A 26,334-nucleotide genomic window follows, 5' to 3' on the forward strand; every position below is an offset into this window, starting at 1 on the left:
CGGAGCCGAAGCATCTCTACTGCTTCGTTAGAGGCTTCATTGATTAGCCAGAGGTAGAGATGCTTCGGCTCCGCTCAGCATGACAGACGCATGGTTGTGAACTGTTGCCAGGAGGGCAGGGTGCTAGTAGTCGCCGGCTTTTTCTACGCTCAGCTGCTGCAGGGCTTTTTCCAGTTGCTCGTCGTTCGGGGCCACCCCGTGCCACTTGTGCGAGCCCATCATGAAGTCAACGCCGTAGCCCATCTGGGTATCCATCAACACCATAATCGGCTGGCCCTGGCCGCTGAGCTGCACGGCTTCTTCGATGGTGGGGAGCAGCTTTTCGAGGTCGTTGCCGTCGGTTTCGAGTACGCGCCAGTTGAAGGCTTCGAACTTGGCGCGCAGGTCGCCGAGGCCACCGATTTTTTCGGTGGGTCCGTCAATCTGCTGGCCGTTGCGGTCCACGAAGGCAATCAGGTTATCTACTTTGTGGTGGGGGGCATACATAGCGGCCTCCCAAATCTGGCCTTCTTCCAGCTCCCCGTCACCCATCAGCACGAACACCTTCCGGTCGTCGTTGTTGAGCTTTTTGGCCTGGGCAGCCCCGATGGCTACGCTCAAGCCCTGGCCCAAAGAACCCGAAGCTACCCGTACGCCGGGCAAGTGCTCGTGGGTAGCGGGGTGGCCCTGCAAACGCGAGTTCAGCTTGCGGAAGGTCGCCAGCTCACCCACGGGGAAATAGCCCGAGCGGGCCAGCACTGAGTAAAATACCGGCGAAATGTGGCCGTTGGAAAGGAAAAACAGGTCTTGCCCGATGCCGTTCATGTCGAAGGGCTCGGGGGTGTGCTTCATTACCTTGAAGTACAGTGCCACCAGCAGATCCGTGCAGCCGAGCGAACCGCCGGGGTGACCCGAGTTAACGGCGTGTACCATGCGCACGATGTCGCGGCGAACCTGGGCAGCAATCTGCTTCAAATCATCCACCGAGCGGGTGGGGGTAGGCGTGTGCGTTTCGGAGGAAGCGGCAAATGAGGAATCCTGAGCCATGTGCTGAGTTAGGGTTTGATGGGAAACAAAGGTAGAAAGTTGGGCGGGAGGTGAAGGGAGTGAAGGGGGATAAGTGCTAGGTAAAGCATGAGCGGACTAGCCGCAGATGTAGGCGGTAAAGTCGCCGCGTCTGCTACTGCCCTGTCACGTGTCACCACTTACCTCCTCACCTCAACCTCACAAAAAAGCCCCGCCGAAACAGGCGAGGCTTCCGGTACTTTACAGCAGCTGAGCCGCGTGGTTCTTGGTATCGACTTTGGTAATGACCTTCTCAACGCGGCCCTGCTCGTCAATCAGGAAGGTGTAACGCATGGTGCCCATGTACTTGCGGCCGTACATCGATTTTTCCTGCCACACGCCGTAGGCCTCCACTATCTTCTTGTCCTCGTCCACCAGCAGGGGGAAGGGCAGTTCGTACTTAGTAGCGAACTTCTGGTGCGACTTCTCCGAGTCGATGCTCACGCCCAGCACCTGAATGCCGGCCCCGAGCAGGCTCTGGTAGTTGTCGCGGAGGTTGCAGGCCTGGGCGGTGCAGCCCGAGGTGTCGTCTTTGGGGTAGAAGTAGAGGGCCACTTTGCGGCCCGCATAGTCCTGGAGGCGGTGGAGGGTGCCGGTTTGGTCCTGGGCTTCAAAGGCCGGAGCCTGTTCGCCCACTTGAGGTAGTGCCATGGCACGAAGATAAGAGTGAATGAGTAAGGGAGTGAATGAGTGAGTCGGTCTTTCGGCTGTCATGGCGAGGAGGCACGACGAAGCCATCCTTCCTGACCAACGTCCTACCTCCTGAAATGTGACAAACCCTTGGCGTATGGTAGCGCCAAGGGTTTGTCTATTTACTAGGCTTATTACAATTAAGCGGACGGATGGCTTCGTCCGGCTGCCTCGCCATGACAGCCGAAAGACCGACTCACTCATTCACTCCCTTACTCACTTACCGGCTGGGGCGTGAACTGGAGGTTCTCGACGGGGAAGCCCAGCCCGCGGGCGTACGCCACCAGTTGGTCGCGGAGGTTGCGCTCCAGGTGCGGGGTGCGGCTCAGAATCCAGAGGTTCTTACGGGTTGGCTCGCCTACCAGGGCGTAGCGGTAGTCGGAAAGGTCGAGGTCCAGAATCCAGTAGTCGCCCTCGAAAGGCCAGAAAAACTGCACCTTTAGCTTGCTGTTCGTGCTGTCGACTGCCCGGGCCGTAGCGGTGGCCTTTTCCACGGGGCCGTTGATGCCTTCTTTGTGGCAGGTGTTCACTACCCGCACCTTACCATCCGGCAGCAGCTTGTACTCGGCCGTTACGTGCTGGCACCCCTTCTCGAAACGGGTAGGAAGGCGAGCCACCTCGTACCACAGACCCATGTACTTGTGCAGATTTACGTGGTCCACGGTGGCTAGGGGCGGATACAGCTTCCGACGCGCGTAGGCATACGCCGCCACACCGGTGGCCACTGTGGCGCCAAGCACGGTAAACAAGACGGGGCGGCGACGTTTGAGCAGGTTGTTGGGCATAGAAGCAAGGTAGGAAAAGCCTTTGTACGCACCAGCTGGCCGGCCGGACGTATTACCCGGGAAGGAGCACGCCGAAGAACCGAAGCCGGAGTAGTTGTTAGGTGCCGACTGGCGGCCTGCTGCCCGCTGCTTCCTACGCCCAACTAAGCCCCGAGGTCAACCGTAACAGCCGCTTTACACAGGTAGCCGTATAGCTTCAGGTTACCCTTTCCTTCCGATTATGTTGCATCTGGAACAACTCTCGCTCAATATCCCGGAAACCACGAAGCCGCGCGTTGTGATTATCGGGGGCGGCTTTGGGGCCGTGAACCTGACCAAATACCTGCCCGACGACCAGTTTCAGGTGGTTATGCTCAGCAAACAGCACTACTACGGCTTCTGGCCGCTGCTCTACCAGGTGGCTACCGCCGGCCTGGAGCCCGAGTCTATTGCCGAGCCCATCCGCAAGCTGTTCGACGACCGAAATGATTTCCACTTTCGCTTCGTGCGGGTTACCAGCATCAACCCGGCCACCAAAACGGTTACGACCCTTATCGGCGACGTTAGCTACGACTACCTCGTCATTGCTACCGGCACCAAGTCGAACTACTTCGGCAACGAGCAAATCAAGCACAACTCCTTCGGCCTGAAAAACCTCACGGATGCCGTGAACCTGCGCAGCCAACTGCTGCAGAGCTTCGAGCAGGCCAACATTTCCAAGGACCCCGAGCTGCGCCAAAGCCTGCTTAACATTGTAATTGCCGGCGCGGGCCCCACGGGCGTGGAACTGGCCGGCTCCCTGGCCGAAATGCGCCAGCACGTGCTGCCCCGCGACTACCCCGGCCTCGACTTCCGCCTGATGAACATCTACCTCGTTGATGGCCTGGATAGGGTGCTGCCGCCGATGTCGCCGGAGTCAAGTAAAAACACGCACCAGTACCTGGAAAAGCTCGGCGTCAACATCAAGCTCAACAAGCTGGTGTCGTCGTATGATGGCGAAACGGTGACCTTCAAGGATGGGGAGCAAATCAAAACCCAGACCCTGGTGTGGGCCGCCGGGGTAGCCGGGGCCACGGTGGAGGGCCTGCCCGCCGAAACCATTGAGCGGGGCCGCTACCTCGTTAACCAGTTCAACCAAGTGCTGGGCTTCGAGGACATCTTCGCCATCGGCGACATTGCCCTGATGAAAAACGAGAAGTGGCCGAAAGGACACCCACAGGTAGCTCAGCCCGCATTGCAGCAAGGGCGCCTGCTAGGCAAAAACCTGGTGCGCCGGATGCGCGGGCAAACCTGGGAACCGTTCGACTACTTCGACAAAGGCTCCCTGGCCATTGTGGGCCGCGCCCGCGCCGTCGCCGATTTGCCCGGCAACAAGAGCCTGAAAGGCTTTATTGCCTGGATAGCGTGGCTGTTTGTGCACATCTACTACCTCATTGGCTTCCGCAGCAAGCTGATTGTGATGACCAACTGGCTCTACCGCCTCTTTACCTACCAGCGCGGTACCCGCATCATCATTCAGCCCTACGTGCAGCCCGGCGACAAAGTGGGCGAAGAATTCGCCAGGCAGCAGACGGTGGATTAAGTATCGTGCTGAACGCAAAGAAGAGGCTGGGCTCCCTGCGCCATTCAGCATGACAGGCAAAAGTAAAGGCGGCTTTCCTACTGAGGAAAGCCGCTTTTTTTGTCTCCTGAAGAATCAGCTTACAGTGTCAGATGAATCACCTTCTCATTGCCGGCCTGGTCGGTGAGGCGCAGGGTAGCGGGGCCACGCAGGGGCGGGCCCAGCTTGTCGTCGCGTTCGGAGAAGAGGGTAGCGTTTTTGTGCTCGAAGCGCAACAGGTGGAACTGGCCGTTCACCTCTAACTGGTAGCTGGCAATGCCCGAGAGGTCGTCACCAATTTTGAATACTACCCCGCCCGGGCCGCGGCTAATCAGGCGGGCCGAGGGCGGAATCGTGTCCGTCAGAATGCGAAATTGCCCGAAGGTTTTGATGGGCGCCGTAATGCTGTTGCCTTGCCACTTGCCGCCCACGTAGGCGCGCCCGCCCTTGGGCGTAACGCTGTAAATGGCCGAGCGGCGCTGGTCGAGCACAGGCGTTTCGGGTTTTAGGGTCAGGGCCAGCGTGCTATAGAGCGGCGTGCGCAACTGCTGCACCGTCCAGAGGCCCTGCTTGTAGCTGGTTTGCACGAAGAGCGTGTCAAACAACGTGCGGGCACCAAAGCCTAGGTTCAGATTGGCCGTCGAAAAACCAAACTCCTGACCCGCCGGAATCAGGGCCTGCCGGTCGAAGCGCTTCGTGACGCGCCCAAACTGCAGCGAATCGGGCCGGCCGGCGCGCAGGTCGTAGAGGTACACGTTCTGGCTTTGCTCGGTGTAGCTGGGCCTGAGCGTGAGGCGGCGGTTGCCTTTGAACAGCGTGAGGTTGCCGCCCACCGAAGCCGTATCGGGGTCGGCGGCTACGGCCACCAGCAGGTTGCGGCTGATGTCGTAGCGCAGGGCCTGCGTTTTTACGGCTGCCGAGCGGGTTTTGCGGTAGGCGGGTTCGGTGCCGCGCAACACGAACCGTAGCGGCGTCATGTTGCCGTAGGAGTCGCTCATCCGGACTTCCACGCTGTATACCTGGCCGGGCACTACGCGCAGCTTTCCTTTCTCGGGGCCGGTTTTGTAGATGCTCAGCTCGTTGCCATCGTCCACAAACAGTTTTTCCAGCTGCCGGCCCTGGGTAGCGCGCCATTCGTAGTCCATGTGCTGATTCACCTGGCGGGAGCCCTCCGGAAACGGAATATCGTCGATGACGTGGGCGTAGTGCGGCTGGCCGTTCACCAGCACCTCCACCTTCTGAAAGCCGTTCTTATTCCAGGCCTGGTCGAACCTATCGAAGCCCTGCACCAGCAGCCCTACCGTGCCGTTGGCCGCAATGGTATCGGCCCATACGTAGCCGCCGCCGTCGGGCAGGGGCGGCGCTTTGGGCACGAATACCGACTTGCCGAAACGGCCCTGCACGCGGGCATCAATGCTGAGGGGCTCCACTGCAAAGGCTTGCAAAGAGGGGGCTACGTGGTCCTGAATTTCCTGGAAGCCGCCCCACTGCAGGGGGTTGAGCTGACCGCCTTCGGCCGTGCGCACCTCCCAGTGCAGGTGCGGCCCCGCTGACCCGCCCGTATTCCCCGAGAGGGCCACCACCTCCCCGCGCTTCACCGGAAACTGGTCGGGCTTGAAGAACAGCTCCAGCTCGTAGGTTTTCTTTTCGTACTGCTGGCGGCGCATTTCTTCCGCCACCGGCCCCCGGAAGTGGTTGAGGTGGCCGTACACCGTCGTCAGGCCGTTGGGGTGGGTGATATACAGCACGTTGCCGTAGCCGAAGCTGCTCTGCTTCATGCGCGAGATGTAGCCGTCGGCGGCGGCATACACCGGCAAATCCACCCGGCCATCGGTCTTGATGTCGAGGCCGCCGTGAAAGTGGTTGGGGCGCAGCTCGCCCATGCTGGCCGCCAGAAAGTTCTGCTGGCCGGGCTTAATAGGAAACAGAAAATAGCCTTGCGGCACTTCGGGGCGCTTACCAGGGGGAGTAGCTGTTGCAGTAGGGGCCGCTTTCGGCTCGGTGGTCGAGTCGGGTTCCTGACCGCCGCACGAAGCAGGCTGCAGCCCCAGCAACAGTAAAAACGGCATGGCTACGCTACACAAGCGCCGCGGCCGGGTAGTCAACAAATCAGGCATTCAGGAAAGGAAATCAGCAGCGGAAAAAGGTGGCGCCGGCGCCAACAGGCCTGGGCAAGCCATTATCGTGCCTTCCCGGACGGGCAGCCGCCGGGCAGGGTTACATGGTAGAAAGAAAGTACAAGGCCGAAGGGCTGCGCTGAAGCCGCACGAAAAGCCAACGTGTTCCACGCGAGCTTCATGAAGCTTTCCTACCCCCGGCTGGCTTCCAAGCGTGTGCAACAAAGCAGCTGAGCAATTTCAACCGCCCGTAGCAACGCATAAGCGGGCCGAACGCGGCTTATTTCACGGCCAAGTCCAGCAGCTTTTCGCCGGCCAGGTAGCCGGTCAGCTGGTCCCCGATTTTCACCGGACCTACGCCGCTGGGAGTACCCGTGAAAATCAGGTCGCCCATTTTCAGGGTGATGAACTGGGAGATGTAGCTGATGATTTTATTGAAGTCGTGGAGCATGAGGCTGGAGTTGCCCTGCTGGCGCACCTCGCCGTTTACTTCCAGGCGGAAATCGATGTTTTTGAGGTCGGGGAAATCCGCAACGGGCTTGAACTCCTGCGAAATCGGGGCCGAGCCGTCGAAGCCTTTGGCCAGCTCCCAGGGTAGGCCTTTGCCCTTGAGTTTGCTCTGCAGGTCGCGGGCCGTAAAGTCGATGCCCAGGCCGATGGCGTCGAAATAGGTAGGGGCAAACTTCTCGTCGATGTTCTTGCCGTTTTTGCAGATGCGCAGCACCAGCTCAATTTCGTGGTGAATATCCTGGGAGAAATCGGGCATGAAAAACGGCTGGTTGCGCTGGAGCAGGGCCGTGTCGGGCTTGGCGAAGATGACGGGCGCGTCGGGCGTTTCGTTCTGAAGTTCAGCAATATGTTCAGCGTAGTTGCGGCCGATGCAGAGGATTTTCATAAGGCAGAAGGGTAGAAGGCAACAGAAAGGTAGGAGCTTGAGCGTGGCGACGTTAACCGGCAGCTGGCTTTTTAATAAGTGAAAAATAGCTGCCTTGCTTCGTGGGCACCACCGAAGTCCCCAAAAGTAGCCTTAATTCGCGGCGCCAAAAAGGTAAAATTCTTGCCAGCAAGGCAACGGGCAGCCCCCTGCCAAACATTTTGCCCGGCGCTTCACGTATAGCCTTTCACTACTGCTGGGCGCTAGTTGCCCGGCCGTCAGTTCGACCTACCTACTCCCTTCTCTTTCCCTCGTCTATGAAACTCCACCGATTTGCCCTGGCCGGGTGCCTGTTTTTCGCAGCGGCCTGCTCCACTGTTCCCATCACCGGACGCCGGCAGCTGAGCCTGGTTTCGGATACCGAAATGAATACCATGTCGGCCCAGGAATACCAGAAAGTGCTGGCCTCCAGCCAGGTTATCACTAGCGGGGCGCAGGCTGAAATGGTAAAACGGGTAGGGCAGCGTATTCAGCAGGCGGTAGAGCAGTACTTCCGTCAGCAAAATGCCCAAGCCCAGCTGGAAGGCTACGCTTGGGAGTTTAACCTTCTGAACGACAAGCAGGAAAATGCCTGGTGCATGCCGGGCGGTAAAGTAGCCGTGTACAGCGGCATTCTTCCTATTACCCAGGATGAAAACGGCCTGGCCGTGGTAATGGGCCACGAAATTGCCCACGCCGTAGCCCGCCACAGCTCGGAGCGCATGAGCCAGCAGATGGCCGCTCAGGGCCTGGGCAGTGTGCTTTCCGCGTCGGCAGGGCAGAACCCTACGGCCACCCAAAACGTGTTCCTGCAGGCGGTAGGGGTAGGCTCCCAGCTGGGGCTGCTGAAGTACGGCCGCAGCCAGGAATCGGAAGCTGACCACCTGGGGCTTATCTTTATGGCTATGGCTGGCTACAATCCGGACGGAGCCGTAGCGTTCTGGCAACGCATGGATGCCCGCGAAAATGCTGCCTCACCGCCCGAGTTCCTGTCTACTCACCCCTCCAATGGTACGCGCATAGCGGCCATTCAGAAAGAGCTGCCCGAGGCTCGTACCTATTATAAAGGCCGCTAACAGCGGCTGGCTTGCTGTACTCGAATGAATTCTTTCCTGCGTTATCTATTTTCTCCGCTGGCAGGTGCCGCATTGCTGGTAGGTGGGCTGAGTGCCTGCGAAACCACCAAGCGCGGCTTTCCCGAGGTCAGCTCGCCCACTACCGACCAGGATGTGCTTAACCGGCGCAAAATGGAGGCTACCAGCAAGCAGGTGGCCGAAGTGGCGGAAGGTAAAATCCGCTATATCGTGCCGCGGGAACAGCTGTCGGGGGCCTTTACCCGGGAGTTCAACGATGGTACGGCCATCGATAAAACGGTAATCCGGAAGGTGCAGGAGACCTCCAAGGACAAAGCCGTGTACTACCTGGTGGGCATGGGCCTGCGCAACGGCATGTTCCGGGCCATGGCTCTGCCCTTGCAAACTTCATCGGATAACAGCCTGTACCTTAGCTCCAACGCGGCCCGGTACATCATTACGGGAGTAGGCTGCACGTTCTGCTTTTTCAACTTCGAGAAAAACGAAATTGTGGGCACTACCTGCGAGGAAAACACCGGCGGCAGCCGTTGCGACCTGCGCGTGGAGGAGCAAAACGGATTCTTTCAGCGCCGGTAAGTATGCTTAGCCGCAAATGGATTCTGCGCCTCTCGCTCACGGCTTTGGCCTTGCTGGTTACCACAGACCGGCGGCGGCCCACGCCGCCTACCCCGCCCCCGCCCAAAAAGCCGGATGATGGGCCAGAGGAGCCCCGCCACTCATAAAAAAGGCCCGCCAATTGGCGGGCCTTTTTTATGAGTGGCGGGGCGCCTATATCAGCCCTTCCTGCACAGTCTCGACGAAGCGGGCAATGCGGTTCACCAGCAGATCGGGGTTTACTTTTTCCAGCGCGTGCGGAGTGTTCATGATGATTTCGAAGGTAGCGCGGGGCATGTGGTCGGCGAAGTAGCGGGAGGCATCCACGCCGGCGGTTTTGTCCAGCTCACCTACCAGCACCTGTACGGGTACTTCCAGCTCGGCTAGCTTGGCGGGAGTAAGCAAAGGGGCTTCCCCCAGGCTACGCATCATGGCACTGGTAGCCGCCAGTAGCTCCGGCAGGGGGGTAGGGGCGTGCGCCTGAGTAAGCTGCGCCACGAAGTGCGGCACCTTCTCTTGCATCTTCGCCAAATCTAGCTGCCGGATTTCCAGCATGGCCGTAGCCGGCGACCAGTCGAGCTTAGTGCCCAGGGTAGTAATACTGCAAAACAGCTCCGGGGCCGCCACCGCTGCCGCCAGAGCTGCGTAGCCGCCCATGCTATAGCCAACTACGTGCACCGGTGGCAGGCCGCGCTCCTGAATGAAGTGCTGTACCTCGCGGGCAAAACTTTTCATGGAAAACTCGGTGCTCACCAGCGGCCGGCCCCCGTGTCCGCTAAACGAAAACGAGTGTACCTGATAAAAAGGCGGCAGCTCGCGCACCAGAAACTTCAGCTGAGCCTCCGATGCCAGAGCCCCGTGCAGAAGTAGGAGGGTATGTTGCATGTCTTATTCTGGCAGAAGCAGCCGGGGCAGCCAAGGATATTCAGCCAAGCCCCCTTCGCTCCAGATTACTTGGTCACCTCGGTTGCTAGCTGGGCCAAATCCAGCCCGTCAAATGTTCCCGACGACATCATCAGCAGGTTGGCGTTTTGCCAGTTTTGGGCATGCAGAAAGGCCGCTAGTTCCTTGCTGTTGGTAAACACCTGCAAATCGGAGCGCTGGAAGGCCTGCTGTACGGCTTCAGCGGGCAGCGGGGGTAGGCGCTTGTGCTCCAGCACATGCGGATTGAAGTACACCACGGCCACGTCCGGCGTGTCGAAGGTGTGGGCGTACTGGGGCAGAAAGGCCGGGTTCAGGGAGCTGAAGGTGTGCAGCTCCAGGCAGGCTACGAGCTTGCGCTGCGGGTACTGTTTTTTGAAGGCCGTAGCGGTGGCTTTCAGCTTGCTGGGAGCGTGGGCGAAATCCTTGTACACCACCGAGTTCTGGCCCTCGCGCACGAGTTCCAGGCGGCGGGCGGCGCCTTTAAACGAGCCCAGGGCCTCATAGAAATCCTTGCCCTTGATGCCCAGCTGCTTGCACACTTCCTTGGCCGCCGAAATATTGCGCAGGTTGTGTTCGCCAAACACTTTCACCGGCACTTCATCATCTTTCTTGGTGATAAGAAAGGTTTTACCATCCCGGATAACATGCTCGTGCGGACGGTAGCCGATGTAGGTAACATCGGGGTTGCTGGGCACGGTTACCAGCTGCACCTGCTCGTCGTCCTGGTCGTAGATAAGCACCCCGGCTTTGGGCGTCATTTCCGCGAAAACCTTGAACTGCTCGCGGTAGATTTCTTCGGTAGGAAACACATTGATGTGGTCCCAGCTGATGCCGGAAATAACCCCAATGTGGTGCTGGTAGAGGTGAAACTTGGGCCGCCGGTCGATGGGGGAGGACAGGTACTCGTCGCCCTCAATGATAATGATGGGGGCATCCTCCGTCAGCTGCACCATCAAATCAAAGCCTTCCAGCTGAGCGCCCACGGCGTAGTCGAACTGGCGGCCGTGGTAGCGTAGTACGTGCAGAATAAGGGAGGTAATGCTGGTTTTGCCGTGCGAGCCGCCAATGACTACCCGTTGCTTATTCTTTGAAGCCTCGTAGATAAACTCAGGAAACGAGTACACCCGCAGGCCCAACTCCTGTGCCCTGAGCAGCTCAGGATTATCGGGGCGGGCGTGCATGCCCACAATCACGGCGTCCAGCGCCGGGGTAATCTTTTCCGGAAACCACCCTTCCTCGGCCGGAAGAAGCCCGGCGGCCGCCAGCCGGCTTTTAGCTGGTTCAAAAATCTCGTCGTCGGAGCCGGTAACCTGGGCGCCACGGCGGTGCAGGGCCAGGGCCAGGTTATGCATGATACTGCCCCCGGTAGCAATCAGGTGCAGGCGTTGAAGCGAAGAAGGGGTAGCGGCCATGTAAGATGTGAGGTAAGCAGGCGGCAAAGGTAAGGTTTCGGGTGAAGAGGTGAAGGGTGAGACGCCGATGAAGTGACCAGCAAGAGGCGGTAAGATGGACATTGGGCGCAGGGGCAGCGCCCGCAGAATGGTCTTTCGCTTCTTTCGGCGCGCACCTCTTCCCGTTCACCTGGCACTTGCTACCTTCCGTTAAAAAGAAACCTTTCCTGCCACTTCCAGATTGTAACACTCAGCCATTAGCTTTGTACCCCTTTGCAAAAAACGGGGCGGAAAGGGCCAGGAAATTTCGCTGGTCTCAACCACAAACCGCCCAACCTGCTTACCTTGTAGTGCTTACCTAGTGATGAACGACCGGATGGATGACCGCCTGAAACTATCGGCCTCGCGCGCCAAAGCTGCCTGGAACAGCCGCCCTGCGGTAGTTCCTGTGGGTGGCCCAGCGGGCAAGCTGCCCCCCCAGGCTCTGGAGCTGGAGGCTGCCGTACTAGGCGCGCTCATGCTGGAGAAGGACGCCCTTACCACCGTAATTGATATTTTGAAGCCGCAGAGCTTCTATAAAGATGGCCACCAGCGCATTTTCAAGGCTATCCTGAATCTGTTCGATAAATCGGAGCCCATTGATATTCTGACGGTTACGCACGAGTTGCGCGAAATGGGCGAGCTGGAAGCAGCCGGCGGCGCGCACTACGTAGCCAACCTGACCTTCAAGGTGAACTCGGCGGCCAACATCGAGTACCACGCCCGTATTATCACCGAAAACGCCATCAAGCGGGAGCTGATCAACATTGCCAGCAACATTCAACGCGACGCCTTCGAGGACACTACCGACGTGTTTAACCTGCTGGACAGCACGGAGCAGTCCTTGTTTGAAGTGTCGGAGTCGAACATTCGCAAGAACTTCGACGACATGCGGAGCCTAATGGGCAAGGCCATCAAGGAACTGGAAGAAAAGAAAGACCAGAAAGACGGACTGACCGGCGTGCCCAGCGGCTTCTCGGCCCTCGACCGTGTAACTTCAGGCTGGCAACCATCTGACTTGGTGATTATTGCCGCCCGCCCCGGCATGGGTAAGTGTCTTGGAAAAGGAACCAAGGTGCTGATGTATGACGGCACGCTGCGTAATGTAGAGGACGTACAGGCCGGGGAGCTGCTGATGGGCGACGACTCGACCCCGCGCCGGGTGTTGAGCATTGCCCGCGGCCGGGAGCAGATGTACTGGGTGCGTCAGAACAAGGCGGAAGATTACCGCGTCAACGAAAGCCACATCCTGTCCCTGAAGCGCAGCCGCACCGAGGGCAAGCACCGCCACGGCGACGTGCTCAACATCACGGTAAAAGACTGGCTCAGCAAGTCGGCCAAGTTCCGCTCCAACTACAAGGGCTACAAAGTGCCTGTGGAGTTTGCTGCGCAACCAGTGCAGGTTGATCCGTACTTCCTTGGGGTGTGGCTCGGCGACGGCTCATCGGACAACTGCCGAATTACGGGACAAGACCCGGAAGTTATTGATTACCTGTACGAATACGCCGCTGAGCTGGACATGCAGGTGACGGTGGGGGTAGTAGAAAACCGCTGCAACAGCTACGGCATCACCCGTGGTCGGCAGGGGGGTAGCCTCACGCAGTATTCTCTGCAAGATGAACTGCGGCAGCTAGGCGTGCTTGGTGACAAACACATTCCACAGGCCTACCTCATCAATAGCACCGAAAGCCGCCTGCGCCTGCTGGCCGGCCTGATTGACGCCGACGGCCATCTGGACCCGGCGTCCAATGGCTACGAAATCACGCAGAAAAACCACCGCCTGGCCCGGCAGATCAAGTTCCTGGCCGACTCACTGGGCTTCCGCACGTCTTTGAAAAAGAAGCGGGCCGCCATCAGCGCCATTGGGTACGAGAGCGAAGTGTACCGGGTGCGGATTTACGGCGACATAAACCGGGTGCCGGTGCGGGTGGCGCGCAAGCAGGCCCAGCCCTGGGCTAGCACCGTGGACTGGCGCATGACCGGTATTTCGGTGGAAGCCGATGGCGAAGATGACTACTACGGCTTCGAAATTGACGGCAACCGCCTGTTCCTGCTTCAGGACATGACTGTGACGCACAATACAGCCTTCGTAGTATCGGCGATGCGCAATGCGGCGGTGGAGTTCAAGAAGCCGGTGGCTATTTTCTCGCTGGAAATGTCGTCGCTGCAGCTTGTGAATCGTCTGATTTCGGCGGAGGCGGAGCTGGATTCGGAGAAAATCAAAAAGGGCAACCTGGCCGACTATGAGTGGGCCCAGCTGAACCATAAGATTTCGGCCCTGTCGTCGGCCCCGATTTACATCGACGATACGCCGGGTCTCAGCATCCGGGAGCTGCGTACCAAGTGCCGCCGCCTCAAGGCCCACCACGACATCCAGATGATTATCATCGACTACCTGCAGCTGATGACAGGGAACACCGATGGTAAGGGCGGGGGCAACCGCGAACAGGAAATTGCCTCAATTTCGCGGGCCCTGAAAGGTATTGCCAAGGAACTGAACGTGCCGGTGCTGGCTTTGTCGCAGCTTTCCCGTTCGGTGGAAACCCGCGGCGGCGACAAGAAGCCCCAGCTCAGTGACCTTCGTGAATCGGGCTCTATCGAGCAGGACGCCGACATGGTAATCTTCCTGTATCGCCCAGAGTACTATAAGATTACCGAAGATGAAATGGGCAACCCCACCCAGGGAACCGGCGAAGTAATTATTGCCAAGCACCGAAACGGCTCCCTGGAAACCGTGCAGCTTAAGTTCATCGGCCGCTTTACCAAGTTTGCCGACTTGGATGGTGCTGGTGGCTTCAGCGACGCGGGCTTCAACCCCGGCGCCTTCCCCACCAGCACCTTCGACGACGACCAGAGCGGGTTCGCCCCGAACACCATCCGCTTGGGCTCCCGCATCAACAACGACGGGCCGCCTCCCGCGCAGCCCTTCCCGCGCAGCACTTTTGATGATGGGCCCCCGCCGTTTTAATTTGCCAAGCAAGGCACGACGTAAAAAAGCCTCCTGTGCACATGCTCAGGAGGCTTTTTGCTTTGTAGCTAGGTAGTACGTAGCCCGAAGCTATTTCTTTATTACACGCCGCTGGCGAAATCTGTATCGTCGGAGCTACTAGAGGTGCCGCGGTAGCCTTGGCTGCGGCCTGCCTTTGACGACGAGCCGGCTGAGCTGTTGTCGGAATCATAGCCGGAGGAGAAGCCGGAAGAGTAATCAGAAGCCCCCGAGTTATAGCTGCCGACACGGTTCTCGTTCTGGCGGTCAAAGCCACCCACGCCATAAGCGCTGGAAGCGCCAGCATCGCGGTTAGGACCTTTGTCCATGCGGCGGCTCTCATCTACATGGGAGCTGGTCGAGTAGTTGGAAGGATGTACCTGGCTACCGGAACGGTAGTTCTGGTTGGGCCGCTGCGACTCGGTGCTGTCGCTGTAGTAGTTGCCTTTTTTCTTTGACGACTTGCCGCCCGATTTGCCCGAGCGAGTTGCCAAGTAGCCCAGGCCCGCCAGTGCCACGGCGCCGGCTACTTTCTGGGTAGTAGTGAGCTTGTTGATTTGCTCCCAGGAGTTGGGCAGGAACTGCCGAACACCTTGGGGAAGTTGATCTACAATTTTTTGAATGCCAGCCTGTTCCAACCAGTTTTTAACGCCAGAAGGTAGTTGGTTCAAAGGGTTGCTAGAAGAATCGGCACCGGACTTTTGCTGATCACCGGCGTTTTGTTGCGCATTCTGGGGCTGATCAGCTGCGGACGAGCCGGCCGCCTCATTAGTAGGAGTGGCAGATTGATTGGGTTCCATGCAGTTGAGTTGCGTTAAGGGTATACAGATAAGCACAGCCTACGTGGCTGTTAGCTACCCTATGCGCAAAAACCAACCAATGGGTTGCGGATGAGGTAATGTTTTTTCTGGTTTATAGCCTATTTTTCTGGCTACCCCTTGAAGAAAAAACCAGGCAACGGAGGGAAATAGTAAACTCCAGCCGCCCACACCCCAACCGCTTAGGCCAGTAAGGTGGAGTAGTGCTCGCGCTGGCCCGGTACTTTGGCCTAGCCACTGCCTACCCGAACATGCCCACGGCGTCTTTGCTGGGCAAGGCCGTTCTGCCTGTGAGGAACACGTCGACCTGACGGGCCGCCTCCCTACCCTCCGAAATGGCCCACACTACCAATGACTGCCCTCGGCGCATATCACCGGCCACAAACACATTGGGCCGCGACGTAAGGTAGTTGGCCTCGCTGGTAGTGTGCACGTTGCCGCGTTCATCCAGGGCTACCCCCAGTTGCTCCAGCAATCCTTCGTAGCGGGGCGAAGTGAAGCCCAAGGCCAGCAATGCCAGCTGGCAGGGAATCTCACGTTCTGAACCTTCGATTTCGGTGAAGCCCATGCGTCGGCCCAGCACATCGGTTTCCCAGGTTACATCCGTCACGAGCAGGGCGCGCAGGTGGTTGTGCTCATCGCCCAGAAAAGCTTTGGTGTTGATGCCCCAATAGCGGTGGCAGCCTTCTTCGTGAGAAGTACTGGTTCGGAAGAGGGTAGTAGGGTAGTGGGGCCAGGGTGTGTGCGCCGGCCGATCCGGCGAGGGTTGTTGCATGAGGGCAAACTGCGCCACTGAACGGGCCTGCTGCCGGTTGGCCGTGCCTACGCAGTCGGAACCTGTGTCGCCGCTGCCAATCACCACTACCTCCTTCCCGGTGGCCAACAGTTCCTGCGCCTCAATGGGCAGGCTGCTGACGCGCCGGTTGTGCTGGGTGAGGTAGTCCATGGCAAAGTGAATGCCCGTCAGCTCTCGGCCCGGAATGGGCAGGTCGCGCGGGACGAGGGCGCCGCCGGCCAGCACCACGGCATCGAACTGGCTAGTCAGCTCCTGCGCCGAGACGTCCCGGCCTACCTCGGTGTTGCAGCGAAACACTACCCCATCTTCTTCCATGAGCCGCAGACGACGGTCAATTACCCATTTATCAAGTTTGAAATCGGGAATGCCGTAGCGGAGCAGACCGCCGGGCTGGTCGTCGCGCTCAAACACCGTCACGGCGTGGCCCGCCCGCACCAGTTGGGCTGCGGCAGCCAGTCCGGCCGGACCGGAGCCCACTACCGCCACCTTTTTGCCTGTTTTCAGCACTGGCGCTGTGGGCTGCACGTAGCCTTTGGCAAAGGCAATTTCGATGATGTGTTTCTCGATTTCCTCAATGGCCACTGGCGCGCTATGGATGCCCAGCACGCAGGCCGACTCACAGGGAGCCGGACAGATGCGGCCCGTAAACTCCGGGAAGTTGTTGGTGGAGCTCAGAATCTGGTAGGCCTGCGCCCAGTCCTCGCGGTACACAGCGTCATTGAACTCCGGAATGATGTTGCCCAGCGGACAGCCCGAGTGGCAGAACGGAATACCGCACTCCATACACCGCCCCGACTGCCGGTGCAGCTGCTCCTCGGAGTAGTTGCCCACAAACTCCTGGTTGTGCGTCACGCGCTCCTGTGGGTGCGCCTTGGGCGGCATTTCCCGCTGAAATTCCTTGAAACCTATTGCGTTACCCATGAGGCGTTGCGAGTATGTATGTAGCTCTAGTGTTTCGGTTTACTGCACTGTTTCGTAGCGGGCCTTTTGCAGCACCTTCTTGTATTCCGAAGGAAAGACCTTCACGAATTTTCCGGCTTCTTCGGGCCAGTTGCTGAGCAGGAAGGCGGCTAATTGGCTGCCGGTTAGCTCGGCGTGTTGGCGGAGCAGGTCCTGAATCTGGGCTTCATCCTCGGCGTCGAGTGGGTCCAGCTCCACCATTTCGGGGTTACAGTTGGCGGGGAAGGAGCCATCGGCGTCGTACACCCAGGCAATGCCCCCGCTCATGCCAGCGGCAAAGTTGCGGCCGGTGCGACCCAGGATCAGGGCGCGGCCGCCGGTCATGTACTCGCAGCCATGGTCGCCTACCCCTTCCACCACGGCCGTAGCGCCGGAGTTGCGCACCGCAAACCGCTCCCCGGCCTGCCCCCGCACAAACAGCTCGCCGGAGGTAGCCCCGTACAGGGCCACGTTGCCGATGATGATGTTCTGCTCGGGTACGAAGTTGCCGTCGGGGGTAGGGTAGATGATGAGGCGGGCCCCGCTGAGGCCTTTGCCCACGTAGTCGTTGGCCTCGCCTTCCAGCCGAAACGACAAGCCCCGCACGCTAAACGCCCCGAAGCTCTGGCCCGCGGCCCCCCGGAACGTGTACTTAATGGTGTGTGCGGGCAGACCCGCGGCGTGGTAGCGCTTGGTTATTTCATTGGAAAGCAAGGTGCCCACGGTACGGTCGGTGTTCTGCACGGCAAACTCTGCCTGAACCGGCTGCTGGTAGTCCAGGGCCGGCTGGGCGTGTTGGAGCAACTGCCAGTCGAGGATATGGCTGAGGCCGTGGTCTTGTTCTTCGCTGTGGTGCAGGGTGCTGCCCGCCTCGGGCGAGGTGAGGTAAAGCAGGTCGCGCAGATCGAGGTGGCGGGCTTTCCAGTGCTGAATATTCGGGCGCGGCTTCAGGAACTGAGCCCGACCTACCATCTCATTTACCGTCCGGAAACCCAGCGCAGCCATGATTTCGCGCAACTCCTCGGCCATAAACCGGAACAGGTTCACAATGTGCTCGGGCTTACCGCTGAACAGGCGGCGCAACTCTGGGTCTTGGGTGGCTACGCCTACGGGGCAGGTGTTGAGGTGGCACTTGCGCATCATCACGCAGCCGCCCGCTACCAGCGCCGCCGTAGCCACGCCCCACTCTTCGGCCCCCAGCAGGGTAGCAATGGCCAGGTCGCGGCCGGTTTTCAGCTGCCCGTCGGTCTGGAGCACCACGCGGCTGCGGAGCTGGTTGCGCACCAAGGTCTGGTGCGCTTCGGCCAGGCCCAGCTCCCAGGGCAGCCCGGCGTGACGGATGCTGCTCATGGGCGAGGCGCCGGTGCCGCCATCGTAGCCGGCTACCAGAATCACGTCGGCATGGGCTTTGGCAACGCCCGCGGCAATGGTTCCTACCCCCGCCTTGCTCACCAGCTTCACGTTGATGCGGGCCTGGCGGTTGGCGTTTTTCAAGTCGAAGATGAGCTGGGCCAGGTCCTCAATGGAATAGATGTCGTGGTGGGGTGGGGGCGATATGAGGCCCACACCGGGGGTAGCGTGGCGCACCTTCGCAATCCACTCATCTACCTTGTGGCCGGGCAGCTGGCCCCCCTCGCCGGGCTTGGCACCCTGGGCCATCTTGATCTGGAGTTCGTCGGCGTTGGTGAGGTAGTGGGCCGTGACGCCGAAGCGGGCCGAGGCCACTTGCTTGATGGCCGAGCGCATGGAGTCGCCGTTTTCCATGACTTCGTAGCGCAGCGGGTCCTCGCCGCCCTCACCGGTGTTGCTCTTGCCCCCGATGCGATTCATGGCAATGGCCAGGGTGCTGTGCGCCTCGTGCGAAATCGAGCCAAACGACATAGCTCCGGTAGCAAACCGCCGCATAATGCTTTCGGCGGACTCTACTTCTGCAAGGGGCACGGCCGGGCGGTGGTGGGCAAAATCGAGCAGGCCGCGCAAACTAAAGGTGCCTTTGCCGGGCGCATTGACGAGCTGAGCGTAGCGCTGGTAGGTTTCGTAGTTGCCCGTGCGGGTAGCGTGCTGGAGCAGGTGCACGGTTTCGGGGTTGAACTGGTGGGCTTCGCCCCGGCGGCGCCACTGGTACACACCGCCTTCGGGCAGCAGGGACTGTTCTTCCAGGGTGCTGCTCCGGAAGCCCTGGTAGTGTTTGAATAAGGTTTCGCGGGCAATTTCATCGAGGCCCAGCCCGCCAATGCGCGTCACGGCCCCGGTAAAGTAGGCGTCCACTACCTCCCGATTAATACCTAGAATTTCAAACACCTGCGCGCCATGGTATGACTGCAAGGTGCTGATGCCCATTTTGGAGAAAATCTTCAGCAGCCCGTCGCACACCGCCTTGCTGTAGTTGGCTTGCAGCTTCCCTACCTCCTGCGCGGGCCCCAACCGTCCGGTGGCATGCAGGGTCTGGATGGTGCTGAGGGCCAGGTAAGGATTGATGGCCGTGGCCCCGAAGGCCAGCAAACAGGCGAAATGGTGCACTTCCCAGGCGTCGCCGGCTTCTACTACCAGCCCCACCGAGCCCCGATAGCCCTTCCGGATCAGGTGGTGATGCACGGCCGACACGGCCAGCAGCGAGGGAATGGCCGCGTGCTCCGAATCGAGGTAGCGGTCCGAGAGAATCAGCACCTCAAACCCGTCGTCCACAGCATCTTCGGCGTAGCGGCACAGGCGTTCCAGGCCAGCCTTTAGCGCGCCCGGCTTGCCATCGGCCCGGAAGTAGGTGTTGATGGTTTTGGCGTTGAACAGGCCCGTATCAATGCTGCGCAGCTTTTCCAGCTCGTGGTTGGTCAGGATAGGGTGGTGCAGGGCCACGCAGTGGCAGTGCATTTTGTCCTCATCGAGAATGTTACCGTTGTTGCCGATGAAGGTGGCCAGGCTCATCACCAGTCGCTCCCGGATGGGGTCGATGGGCGGGTTGGTAACCTGAGCAAAGAACTGCTTGAAGTAGCTGCTCAGGTGCTGAGGCTGATCGGAAAGCACCGCCAGCGGTGTATCTACGCCCATGGACCCAATCGGCTCCTTGCCGTCCAAGGCCATAGGCGTCAGAATGGAGTCGATATCCTCGCGGGTGTAGCCGAACACCTGGTGGTACTTAAACACGGAGTCGGCCGAGAGGTCGGTGAACACCAGGCGCGGCTCAGGCAGCTCCTCCAGCCGAATCTGGTAGTCGCGGAGCCACTGGCCGTAGGGCTGGCGGGTAGCGGCCTGGGTTTTCAGCTCCTCATCGGTAATGATCTGGCCGGCCACGGTGTCAATGAGCAGCATTTTGCCGGGCTGCAGGCGGCCCTTGCGCACCACGGCCGCTTCGGGCAGGCCCGCGCCCAGCACGCCCGCTTCGGAGGCCACGAGCACCCGCCCGTCGTTCGTAACGGCGTAACGCAGGGGGCGCAGGCCGTTGCGGTCCAGCATGGCGCCTATCATGCGGCCATCGGTGAAGAGCAGAGCCGCCGGGCCGTCCCAGGGGGCCATAAAGGTGGCATGGAACTCGTAGAAGGCCTTTTTCAGTGGGTCCATCTGCTCGTTGCCGTCCCAGGCCTCGGGCACCAGCATCATCATGACGTGGGACAGGGAGCGGCCGCAGTGCAGGAGCAACTCTACAATGTTATCGAGACAGGCCGAGTCCGATTGATTGGGAATAATAACTGGTAGTAGAATCTCCATTTCCTCCGCCGAGAAGAAAGGCGAGAGGTAGGAGGGAAGGCCGGCGTAAAACCAGTTCAGGTTGCCGCGCAGCGTGTTGATTTCGCCATTGTGGGCCAGCAGCCGAAACGGCTGGGCCAGCCGCCAGCTCGGGAAGGTATTGGTGGAAAAGCGCGAGTGCACCATGCCGATGCCCGAGGTTACCCGCTCATCCGACAGCTCCGGGAAGTAGCCGCGCACCTGGTAGGTAGTCAGCTGCCCCTTGTACACGATAACGCGGCAGGAGAGGGAGGTAAAGTACACCGCCTCGGCGGGCAGCTGGGCCGCCACCTCGCGGCTAATCAACCGGCGCAGCACGTAGAGCTTACGCTCGAAATCCTCGGAAGTACTTACCCCACTCGGCCTACCCACAAATACCTGCTCAATGGCCGGCTCCCCCGACAAGGCCGTGGGGCCAATGCCCGCCGGGTTCACCGGTACGGGCCGGTAGCCCAGCACCGGTATTCCCAGCCGGGCCGCGGCGGCGTTGATAATGCTACGGCAGGCTTCGCGTTGGGTAGTTTCTTTGGGCAGAAAGGCCATGCCTACCCCATACTCGCCGGGCTCAGGCAGCCGAATGCCCAGCGTGGTGCATTCTTCCAGTAGAAACCAGTGCGGCAATTGCAGCAGCAGCCCGGCCCCATCGCCGGAGTCGGAGTCGCAGCCACAGGCGCCGCGGTGCTCCATGTTTTCCAGAATGGTGAGGGCATCGGCGACAATCTGATGCGATTTACGGCCATCGACGTACGCAATAAAGCCGGTGCCGCAGGCGTCGTGTTCAAACTCGGGGCGGTAGAGGCCCTGGGGCGCGTGGTGCTCCATCGGAGAAAGGTGTCGTGGTTCGAGCGTGGAAAGGTGACCCCCGGCAGCAGGTCCGAAATAGCAACCTATTCACTGCCAGCAAACCTCATGACCCGCCCGCGCCTCATTTTCCGGTTTCTAACTTCTGGCAGCCTACCCCCCGAAACCTCCTCAATCCCTCCAAATAGCCTGCTAGCCGGGCGCTGCCGCGCCGCGTCTGCCAGAAAGTTGCTACCCCTGCTACGATTTCAAACCTTCCGTAGCCCCATCTTTACAGCATGAAAAACCTGCTCCGCCCCGACCTGAACTTTCGCCTCAACGGCCGCCTCTGGGTAGAAACCCCCGACGACCGGTTTATGGGCATTGGGCGGCTGGAGCTGCTCACGCTCATTCAGGAACACGGCTCCATCTCGAAGGCAGCGCAGGAAATGGGTATGTCGTACAAGCGGGCCTGGGACCTGGTTTCGTCCCTGAATGCCCAGAGTGCTACCCCCTTGGTGCAGACCCAAACCGGCGGCAAGCGCGGCGGTGGGGCCGAGGTAACCCCCGAAGGCCAGCAGCTAATTCAGGAGTTCCGGGCCCTGCAGGAGCGGTTTCAGGAGTTTTTAAGGGTAGAAGCGACGCGGTTGCTGTAACAGGCAGCAGGTGTCCACACCGGTTTCTACCCGTCTTATCGAATAAGAAATTGGTATAGCGCTTCGGATGGAGGGCCGCTTACCTCGAACACCGGCACGGAGTCCGTAGCAGCAGGCTGCACCCGAAGGCCCGGCGGTAGCGACAGAGTAACAAAGTCGATAAGCTGGCCTTGCTGAATGTAGCGGTGGTAGGCAGGGGTAGGGTCGAAACCGGTAGTTTCCCGAATGATGGCCAGCAGCTCGGCATCGGTGAAGCCTTCCCGGTTGGTGGTGTACGACCGGGCCAGAATGGCGCGCATGCAGTCTGCCAGGCTATGCGGCGTTGTGTTTTTTAATTGATTATCAAGGTAGAGCGCAAACAGGAAGCCACGCCGGTAGGGCAGCTTCTCGTAGTCGCGGCTGGTCCAGAAGCGCTGGTAGTTCAGGGAGTCGTTCGGGACGTTGCGCACCGGCGACAGGTAGAGGGGGCGCACCACTTCCGTATTGAGCTCGGCTACATACTGGGCGGGCGTCAGCAGGTGGGTGCGCAGGCGCAACTGCGTCTGGAAGTACTCGGTAAAGCCTTCGCTAAACCAGTACTGTCGCTCCTCCTTCCGGATCCGAATCTGGTGGCCAATCCAGGTGTGCATCAGTTCATGGAAAAGCAGGTAGTCAACGCGGCTCGCAATAGCTGGCCCTTTGTTATCGGTGGCAAAGGCAGAAAAAGAGTCAGCTAAGGCAGTGCCGGACACGCTCTGGCGGTGCTTACGCTCGGTCCAGGGGTCGTAAGTGGGTAGGAGAGAAACCAGAAACGAGGGCGGACCCGGATCCTGCCAGAAGGCGCGTTGTGCCTGCACCGCCAGCTGCAGGTGGCGAGCCGCACTATCTACCTGAAAATGCCGAAAGGGGCGAGTAGCAAACCATACCTGCGTTTGGCCGACGGGCAAGGCCTGTAGCTGTAGCTTCCCGCCCAGAAACATGCTGCTTTCCAATAAACTGCGCCGCCCGGTTACCTGCACCCGTGAAGCCGTTTGGGGCTGCAGGCTGGAAAGGAAAGGCATGCTTTTGGGCAGCCGCCACTGCACCCGCACTTTCTGCTGGTCTTGCTCCGAGGCCCAATAACGGAGTGGCTTCATGAAGAGGGCAAAGCCATATACATGGAAGTACCCCTGTTCGATGATGGGGCGGAAAGTCCGCTCGTTGCGCAACGTATCGTGTTGGTCGGGCCGGATGGTGTAGCGCAGGCGCACCCGCTGCCCAGGGCGGTGCCGCACCGTGACTACTACCCAGTCGCCCGTTGTTTCGCGCTGCAGGGGCATGTTGGCTTGCAACTCGGTGAGGCAGTTTTCTAAGTTCGTCTCACCCCAGAAGTTAGTCGGGTAGTGAAAGGTCGTCTGCGTGGTATCGGCTGTTTGGTAAGTTAGCGTCACCCGTAACTTATCGGTAGCCTGACCAGCGGGCTCAACTGTGTAGGCGAGTCGTTGCGACCAGGCGGGGCCGGTAGTTGCTACACCTAAGCTAGCCAGTAAGAAGAGGTATTTCATGTAGCTATCAGCACAGGAGGGAACAAGGTGCCGGGGGAAGGCAAGCTGAAAAGGGAGAGGGCACCGGGAAAGCCCGAGTAGAGAAGGCTCTATTACTCTTAGGGACTTACAAATAAAGTAAGGGGTAGTAAAAAGCGCTGAGCTGGTAAGCACTACCACCTAAGCCTAGGAAAGTAAAAACCATTTCCCGAATCCAGCGTTATGTTTAGCAAAATATAACGCATGCCCGACGCTACTCCCTACCCTCGATTTCTGATCCAACTCCTAACGCTACTCTGCGCCACGCCCCTGACCAGTTTGGCCCAGAGCCAGCCAGCGCTAGCGGATACGACGCGGCTGGGGGAGGTAGTGGTAGCCGCTTCGAAGGTGGAGGAGAGCATCTTACAGTCGCCGGTGACGGTGGAGAAGCTGACGGCGAGGCAGTTGCGGCTCACGCCGGCCCCCTCGTTTTTCGATGCCATTGAGCACGTAAAGGGCGTGCAGGTGATTACGCCCAGCCTGGGATTCAAGGTGATAAACGCCCGGGGCTTCACCAATACCACCAACGTGCGCTTCGTGCAGCTGGTAGATGGTATTGATAACCAAGCACCCCACATCGGCGGGCCCATCGGCAACGTGCTGGGCCCGAGCGACCTGGATATTCAGGCCGTGGAAATTGTGCCGGGCACCGCCGCCGCGCTGTATGGGCTGAACGCCATCAACGGGCTGGCCAACTTCAGTACCCGCAACCCATTCCGCAGCGAGGGGTTAAGCGTGCAGCAGAAGATAGGGGTGAACCATGTAAACGACGCCAACACCGGCGCGCATGTCTTTTCCGAAACCAGTGTGCGCTACGCCAAGGCCTTGAGCCCCAAGCTGGCGTTCAAGGTGAATGGTACCTACCTGCGTGGCTACGACTGGATGGCTACCGACCCCACCGACATCAACCCGAACGGCAACGCCACCACCGGCCTGCTGGGGGCTGACAACCCCGCCCGCGACCCAGTAAGCAGCTACGGCAATGAGTCTTCCAACCGCTCGAACCTGACGCTAGGGGGAAAGACCTACCAGGTGGCCCGCACCGGCTACCAGGAACAGGACGTGGTGGATTACCATCTGCAAACTTTCCGCTACGATGCCGCCCTGCACTACAAGCTTACCCCGAACGCCGAACTGGCTTACACCTACCGGGGTGCCAACTTCGATAACGTGTACCAGCGCAGCAACCGGTTTCAACTCAGTAATTATCATCTGCAGCAGCACGCCCTGCAGCTGACTACCCCCGTGGTGCAGGCCCGCGCCTACTTCACCCAGGAAAATACCGGCCGCAGCTACAATCTGCGCAGTATGGCCGAAAACCTGGACCGCAGCTTCAAGCCCGATAAGCAGTGGAACGACGACTACACCTCCGCTTGGAACAGAGCCACGCAAGACGGCCAAACCGTAGCCCAGGCCCACGCCGCGGCCCGCACTGCCGCTGACACCGGCCGCTTACAGCCCGGCACGCCCGCGTTCAAGCAGCGTCTGCGGGAGCTGGCGGGCATCAATAACTGGGACCAGGGCGCGGCCCTACGTGTGCAGGCTGAACTGCTCCATGCCGAGGGCCAAGTGAACATAGGGGAGGCCCTACGCCGAGGCAGCAAAGCCCTGCCCGCCTGGGCCGACCTGCTGGTGGGCCTTGACCACCGCACCTACCTCATTCAGCCCGACGGCAACTACTTTATCAACCCTGAGGAGGGCGAAGACCCATACAGCACGCTCACTTACGGCAAAACCGGGGGCTTTGTGCAGGCCGGGGCGCGGCTGCTACAAGAGAAAATCCGGCTCACGGCTACCCTGCGTGCCGACAAGAACGACTACTTCGCTACCCGCTTCAATCCGCGCCTGACAGCGGTGTACTCGCCTACCCAGCGCCACAACTTCCGGGTAAGCTACCAGAGCGGCTACCGTTTTCCGAGCTTGTTTGAGGGCTTTTCCAACGTGAACAGCGGACAGGTAAAGCGCATCGGGGGGCTGAGGGTAATGTCGGATGGGGTATTCGAAAACAGCTACCTGCGCAGCTCCATTGATGCCTTTGGCGCGGCCGTGACGCGCGATGTGAACACCAACGGCCTCTCGCGCAGTCAAGCCATTGCCCGCAACCAAGGGCTGCTGGTGAAGAACACCTACACTTACCTGCGGCCCGAGCACATCAAGTCTCTGGAGCTGGGCTACAAGGCGGCCCTGCTGCCCGGTGGCCGCCTGCTAACCGATGTGGATTTCTACTACAACACCTACCGCGACTTTATTGCCCAGGTAGAAGCCTACGTGCCCGTGAATGCCGCCGGCCAGCCCCTGTCTGCCGACGCCGACCTAAGCACAGTGGCTACGGCCCTGAGCGCCCGCGCCGGGCAGGCCCGCTACCGCCTCTGGACCAACTCCCAAAGCCAGGTGTACAACTACGGCGGCTCCCTGGGTCTGCGCTACGACGTTGCTGGCGGCTACTTGGCCGGCGCCAGCGTCACCTATGCCCGCCTCGACCGCACCGAGTCTGCCGATGGATTGGAAGACGGCTTCAATACCCCGCGCTGGTCCTATAACCTGAGCCTGGGTAATGAGGATGTAGTAAAGAACGTCGGTTTCGGCCTCAACTTCCGCTGGCAGGCCCGCTATTACTCCCAAACCTTCCTGGTTAACGGCTACGTGCCCGCCTACAGTACCCTCGATGCTCAGGTCAGCTACCGTCTGCCTACCCCCAACTTACGCCTGAAGCTGGGCGCCAGCAATCTGCTGAACCACTACTACGTGAGCTACCTGGGCGGCCCGAGCGTGGGCGGGCTGTACTACCTGCAGGTAGCCTACGGGCTGTAAGCGGACCCGCCAACCGCAAGTACGGGAGGTGGCAAGTGTAGACTTTTGCAGATGGTGACTCTGTAAATTTCTAGCCTGAAATAGATGCATCAATGATGCATGATGCGCAATTGTTCT

Annotated in this window: 18 protein-coding genes; 7 read left to right on the forward strand and 11 right to left on the reverse strand. The window is 59.8% G+C overall.

The features are described 5' to 3' along the window. Positions 1 to 123: 123 nt before the first annotated feature. The 3 genes from K3G63_RS01795 to K3G63_RS01805 all read right to left on the reverse strand — a co-directional run bounded on the left by K3G63_RS01795 (position 124) and on the right by K3G63_RS01805 (position 2,519). Positions 124 to 1,026, reverse strand: coding sequence for a transketolase (locus K3G63_RS01795; protein WP_110978157.1), 903 nt, complete (start codon positions 1,024 to 1,026; stop codon positions 124 to 126). Between the two features lie 219 nt (positions 1,027 to 1,245). Then, complete coding sequence (gene bcp, locus K3G63_RS01800) at positions 1,246 to 1,695, reverse strand: thioredoxin-dependent thiol peroxidase (protein ID WP_220612382.1); 450 nt, start codon at positions 1,693 to 1,695, stop codon at positions 1,246 to 1,248. Positions 1,696 to 1,946: 251 nt separating this feature from the next. Continuing rightward, positions 1,947 to 2,519: a lipocalin family protein gene (locus K3G63_RS01805; protein ID WP_220612383.1), complete on the reverse strand. Its 573-nt coding sequence runs from the start codon at positions 2,517 to 2,519 to the stop codon at positions 1,947 to 1,949. Positions 2,520 to 2,739: 220 nt separating this feature from the next. On the opposite strand from K3G63_RS01805, the gene K3G63_RS01810 reads away from it, so the two are divergent. Then, positions 2,740 to 4,080: an NAD(P)/FAD-dependent oxidoreductase gene (locus K3G63_RS01810; RefSeq protein ID WP_220612384.1), complete on the forward strand. Its 1,341-nt coding sequence runs from the start codon at positions 2,740 to 2,742 to the stop codon at positions 4,078 to 4,080. Positions 4,081 to 4,199: 119 nt separating this feature from the next. Here K3G63_RS01810 and K3G63_RS01815 read toward each other — a convergent pair whose 3' ends face one another. Together K3G63_RS01815 and K3G63_RS01820 are read right to left on the reverse strand one after the other, a co-directional pair. Beyond that, the gene (locus K3G63_RS01815; RefSeq protein ID WP_220612385.1) at positions 4,200 to 6,215 is read right to left on the reverse strand and encodes a M23 family metallopeptidase; all 2,016 of its coding nucleotides are present in this window, start codon (positions 6,213 to 6,215) and stop codon (positions 4,200 to 4,202) included. 280 nt (positions 6,216 to 6,495) lie between these two features. Further along, positions 6,496 to 7,110, reverse strand: coding sequence for a fumarylacetoacetate hydrolase family protein (locus K3G63_RS01820; protein ID WP_220612386.1), 615 nt, complete (start codon positions 7,108 to 7,110; stop codon positions 6,496 to 6,498). 296 nt (positions 7,111 to 7,406) lie between these two features. Between K3G63_RS01820 and K3G63_RS01825 the strand changes: the two genes are divergently transcribed. The 3 genes from K3G63_RS01825 to K3G63_RS01835 are packed head-to-tail and all read left to right on the forward strand — an operon-like array spanning position 7,407 to position 8,944. Then, positions 7,407 to 8,204 carry a M48 family metallopeptidase gene (locus K3G63_RS01825; protein WP_220612387.1) on the forward strand — a complete coding sequence of 266 codons (798 nt, stop codon included), beginning with the start codon at positions 7,407 to 7,409 and terminating at the stop codon, positions 8,202 to 8,204. A 24-nt stretch (positions 8,205 to 8,228) separates the two neighbouring features. Next, positions 8,229 to 8,798, forward strand: a complete 570-nt coding sequence (locus K3G63_RS01830; RefSeq protein WP_220612388.1) for a hypothetical protein — start codon at positions 8,229 to 8,231, stop codon at positions 8,796 to 8,798. 2 nt (positions 8,799 to 8,800) lie between these two features. Then, the gene (locus K3G63_RS01835) at positions 8,801 to 8,944 is read left to right on the forward strand and encodes a hypothetical protein (protein WP_220612389.1); all 144 of its coding nucleotides are present in this window, start codon (positions 8,801 to 8,803) and stop codon (positions 8,942 to 8,944) included. A 46-nt stretch (positions 8,945 to 8,990) separates the two neighbouring features. Here the strand turns inward: K3G63_RS01835 and K3G63_RS01840 are convergent, their stop codons facing one another. After that, positions 8,991 to 9,701: an alpha/beta fold hydrolase gene (locus tag K3G63_RS01840; RefSeq protein WP_220612390.1), complete on the reverse strand. Its 711-nt coding sequence runs from the start codon at positions 9,699 to 9,701 to the stop codon at positions 8,991 to 8,993. Positions 9,702 to 9,766: 65 nt separating this feature from the next. Beyond that, positions 9,767 to 11,152 (reverse strand): UDP-N-acetylmuramate--L-alanine ligase, encoded by a 1,386-nt coding sequence (gene murC / locus K3G63_RS01845; RefSeq protein WP_220613848.1) that lies wholly within the window; start codon positions 11,150 to 11,152, stop codon positions 9,767 to 9,769. Positions 11,153 to 11,495: 343 nt separating this feature from the next. On the opposite strand from murC, the gene dnaB reads away from it, so the two are divergent. Then, positions 11,496 to 14,138, forward strand: coding sequence for a replicative DNA helicase (gene dnaB / locus K3G63_RS01850; RefSeq protein WP_220612391.1), 2,643 nt, complete (start codon positions 11,496 to 11,498; stop codon positions 14,136 to 14,138). A 101-nt stretch (positions 14,139 to 14,239) separates the two neighbouring features. Here the strand turns inward: dnaB and K3G63_RS01855 are convergent, their stop codons facing one another. The 3 genes from K3G63_RS01855 to gltB form a co-directional block, all read right to left on the reverse strand. Then, positions 14,240 to 14,827 (reverse strand): hypothetical protein, encoded by a 588-nt coding sequence (locus K3G63_RS01855; protein WP_220612392.1) that lies wholly within the window; start codon positions 14,825 to 14,827, stop codon positions 14,240 to 14,242. Between the two features lie 388 nt (positions 14,828 to 15,215). Further along, positions 15,216 to 16,691: a glutamate synthase subunit beta gene (locus K3G63_RS01860; protein ID WP_220612393.1), complete on the reverse strand. Its 1,476-nt coding sequence runs from the start codon at positions 16,689 to 16,691 to the stop codon at positions 15,216 to 15,218. Positions 16,692 to 16,730: 39 nt separating this feature from the next. Further along, on the reverse strand, positions 16,731 to 21,251 hold the full coding sequence (gltB, locus tag K3G63_RS01865; protein ID WP_220612394.1) for a glutamate synthase large subunit: 4,521 nt from the start codon (positions 21,249 to 21,251) through the stop codon (positions 16,731 to 16,733). 257 nt (positions 21,252 to 21,508) lie between these two features. On the opposite strand from gltB, the gene K3G63_RS01870 reads away from it, so the two are divergent. Continuing rightward, a complete protein-coding gene (locus K3G63_RS01870) occupies positions 21,509 to 21,865 on the forward strand; it encodes a winged helix-turn-helix domain-containing protein (RefSeq protein WP_259404231.1) in 357 nt (118 codons plus the stop codon). A gap of 35 nt (positions 21,866 to 21,900) precedes the next feature. Here K3G63_RS01870 and K3G63_RS01875 read toward each other — a convergent pair whose 3' ends face one another. Next, on the reverse strand, positions 21,901 to 23,388 hold the full coding sequence (locus K3G63_RS01875; protein WP_220612395.1) for a hypothetical protein: 1,488 nt from the start codon (positions 23,386 to 23,388) through the stop codon (positions 21,901 to 21,903). Between the two features lie 222 nt (positions 23,389 to 23,610). Between K3G63_RS01875 and K3G63_RS01880 the strand changes: the two genes are divergently transcribed. Beyond that, positions 23,611 to 26,217, forward strand: a complete 2,607-nt coding sequence (locus K3G63_RS01880) for a TonB-dependent receptor (protein ID WP_220612396.1) — start codon at positions 23,611 to 23,613, stop codon at positions 26,215 to 26,217. Positions 26,218 to 26,334 lie beyond the last annotated feature (117 nt).

Origin of the sequence: Hymenobacter sp. HSC-4F20 (genome assembly GCF_019599275.1) — a bacterium.
Classification (GTDB): Bacteria; Bacteroidota; Bacteroidia; order Cytophagales; family Hymenobacteraceae; genus Hymenobacter.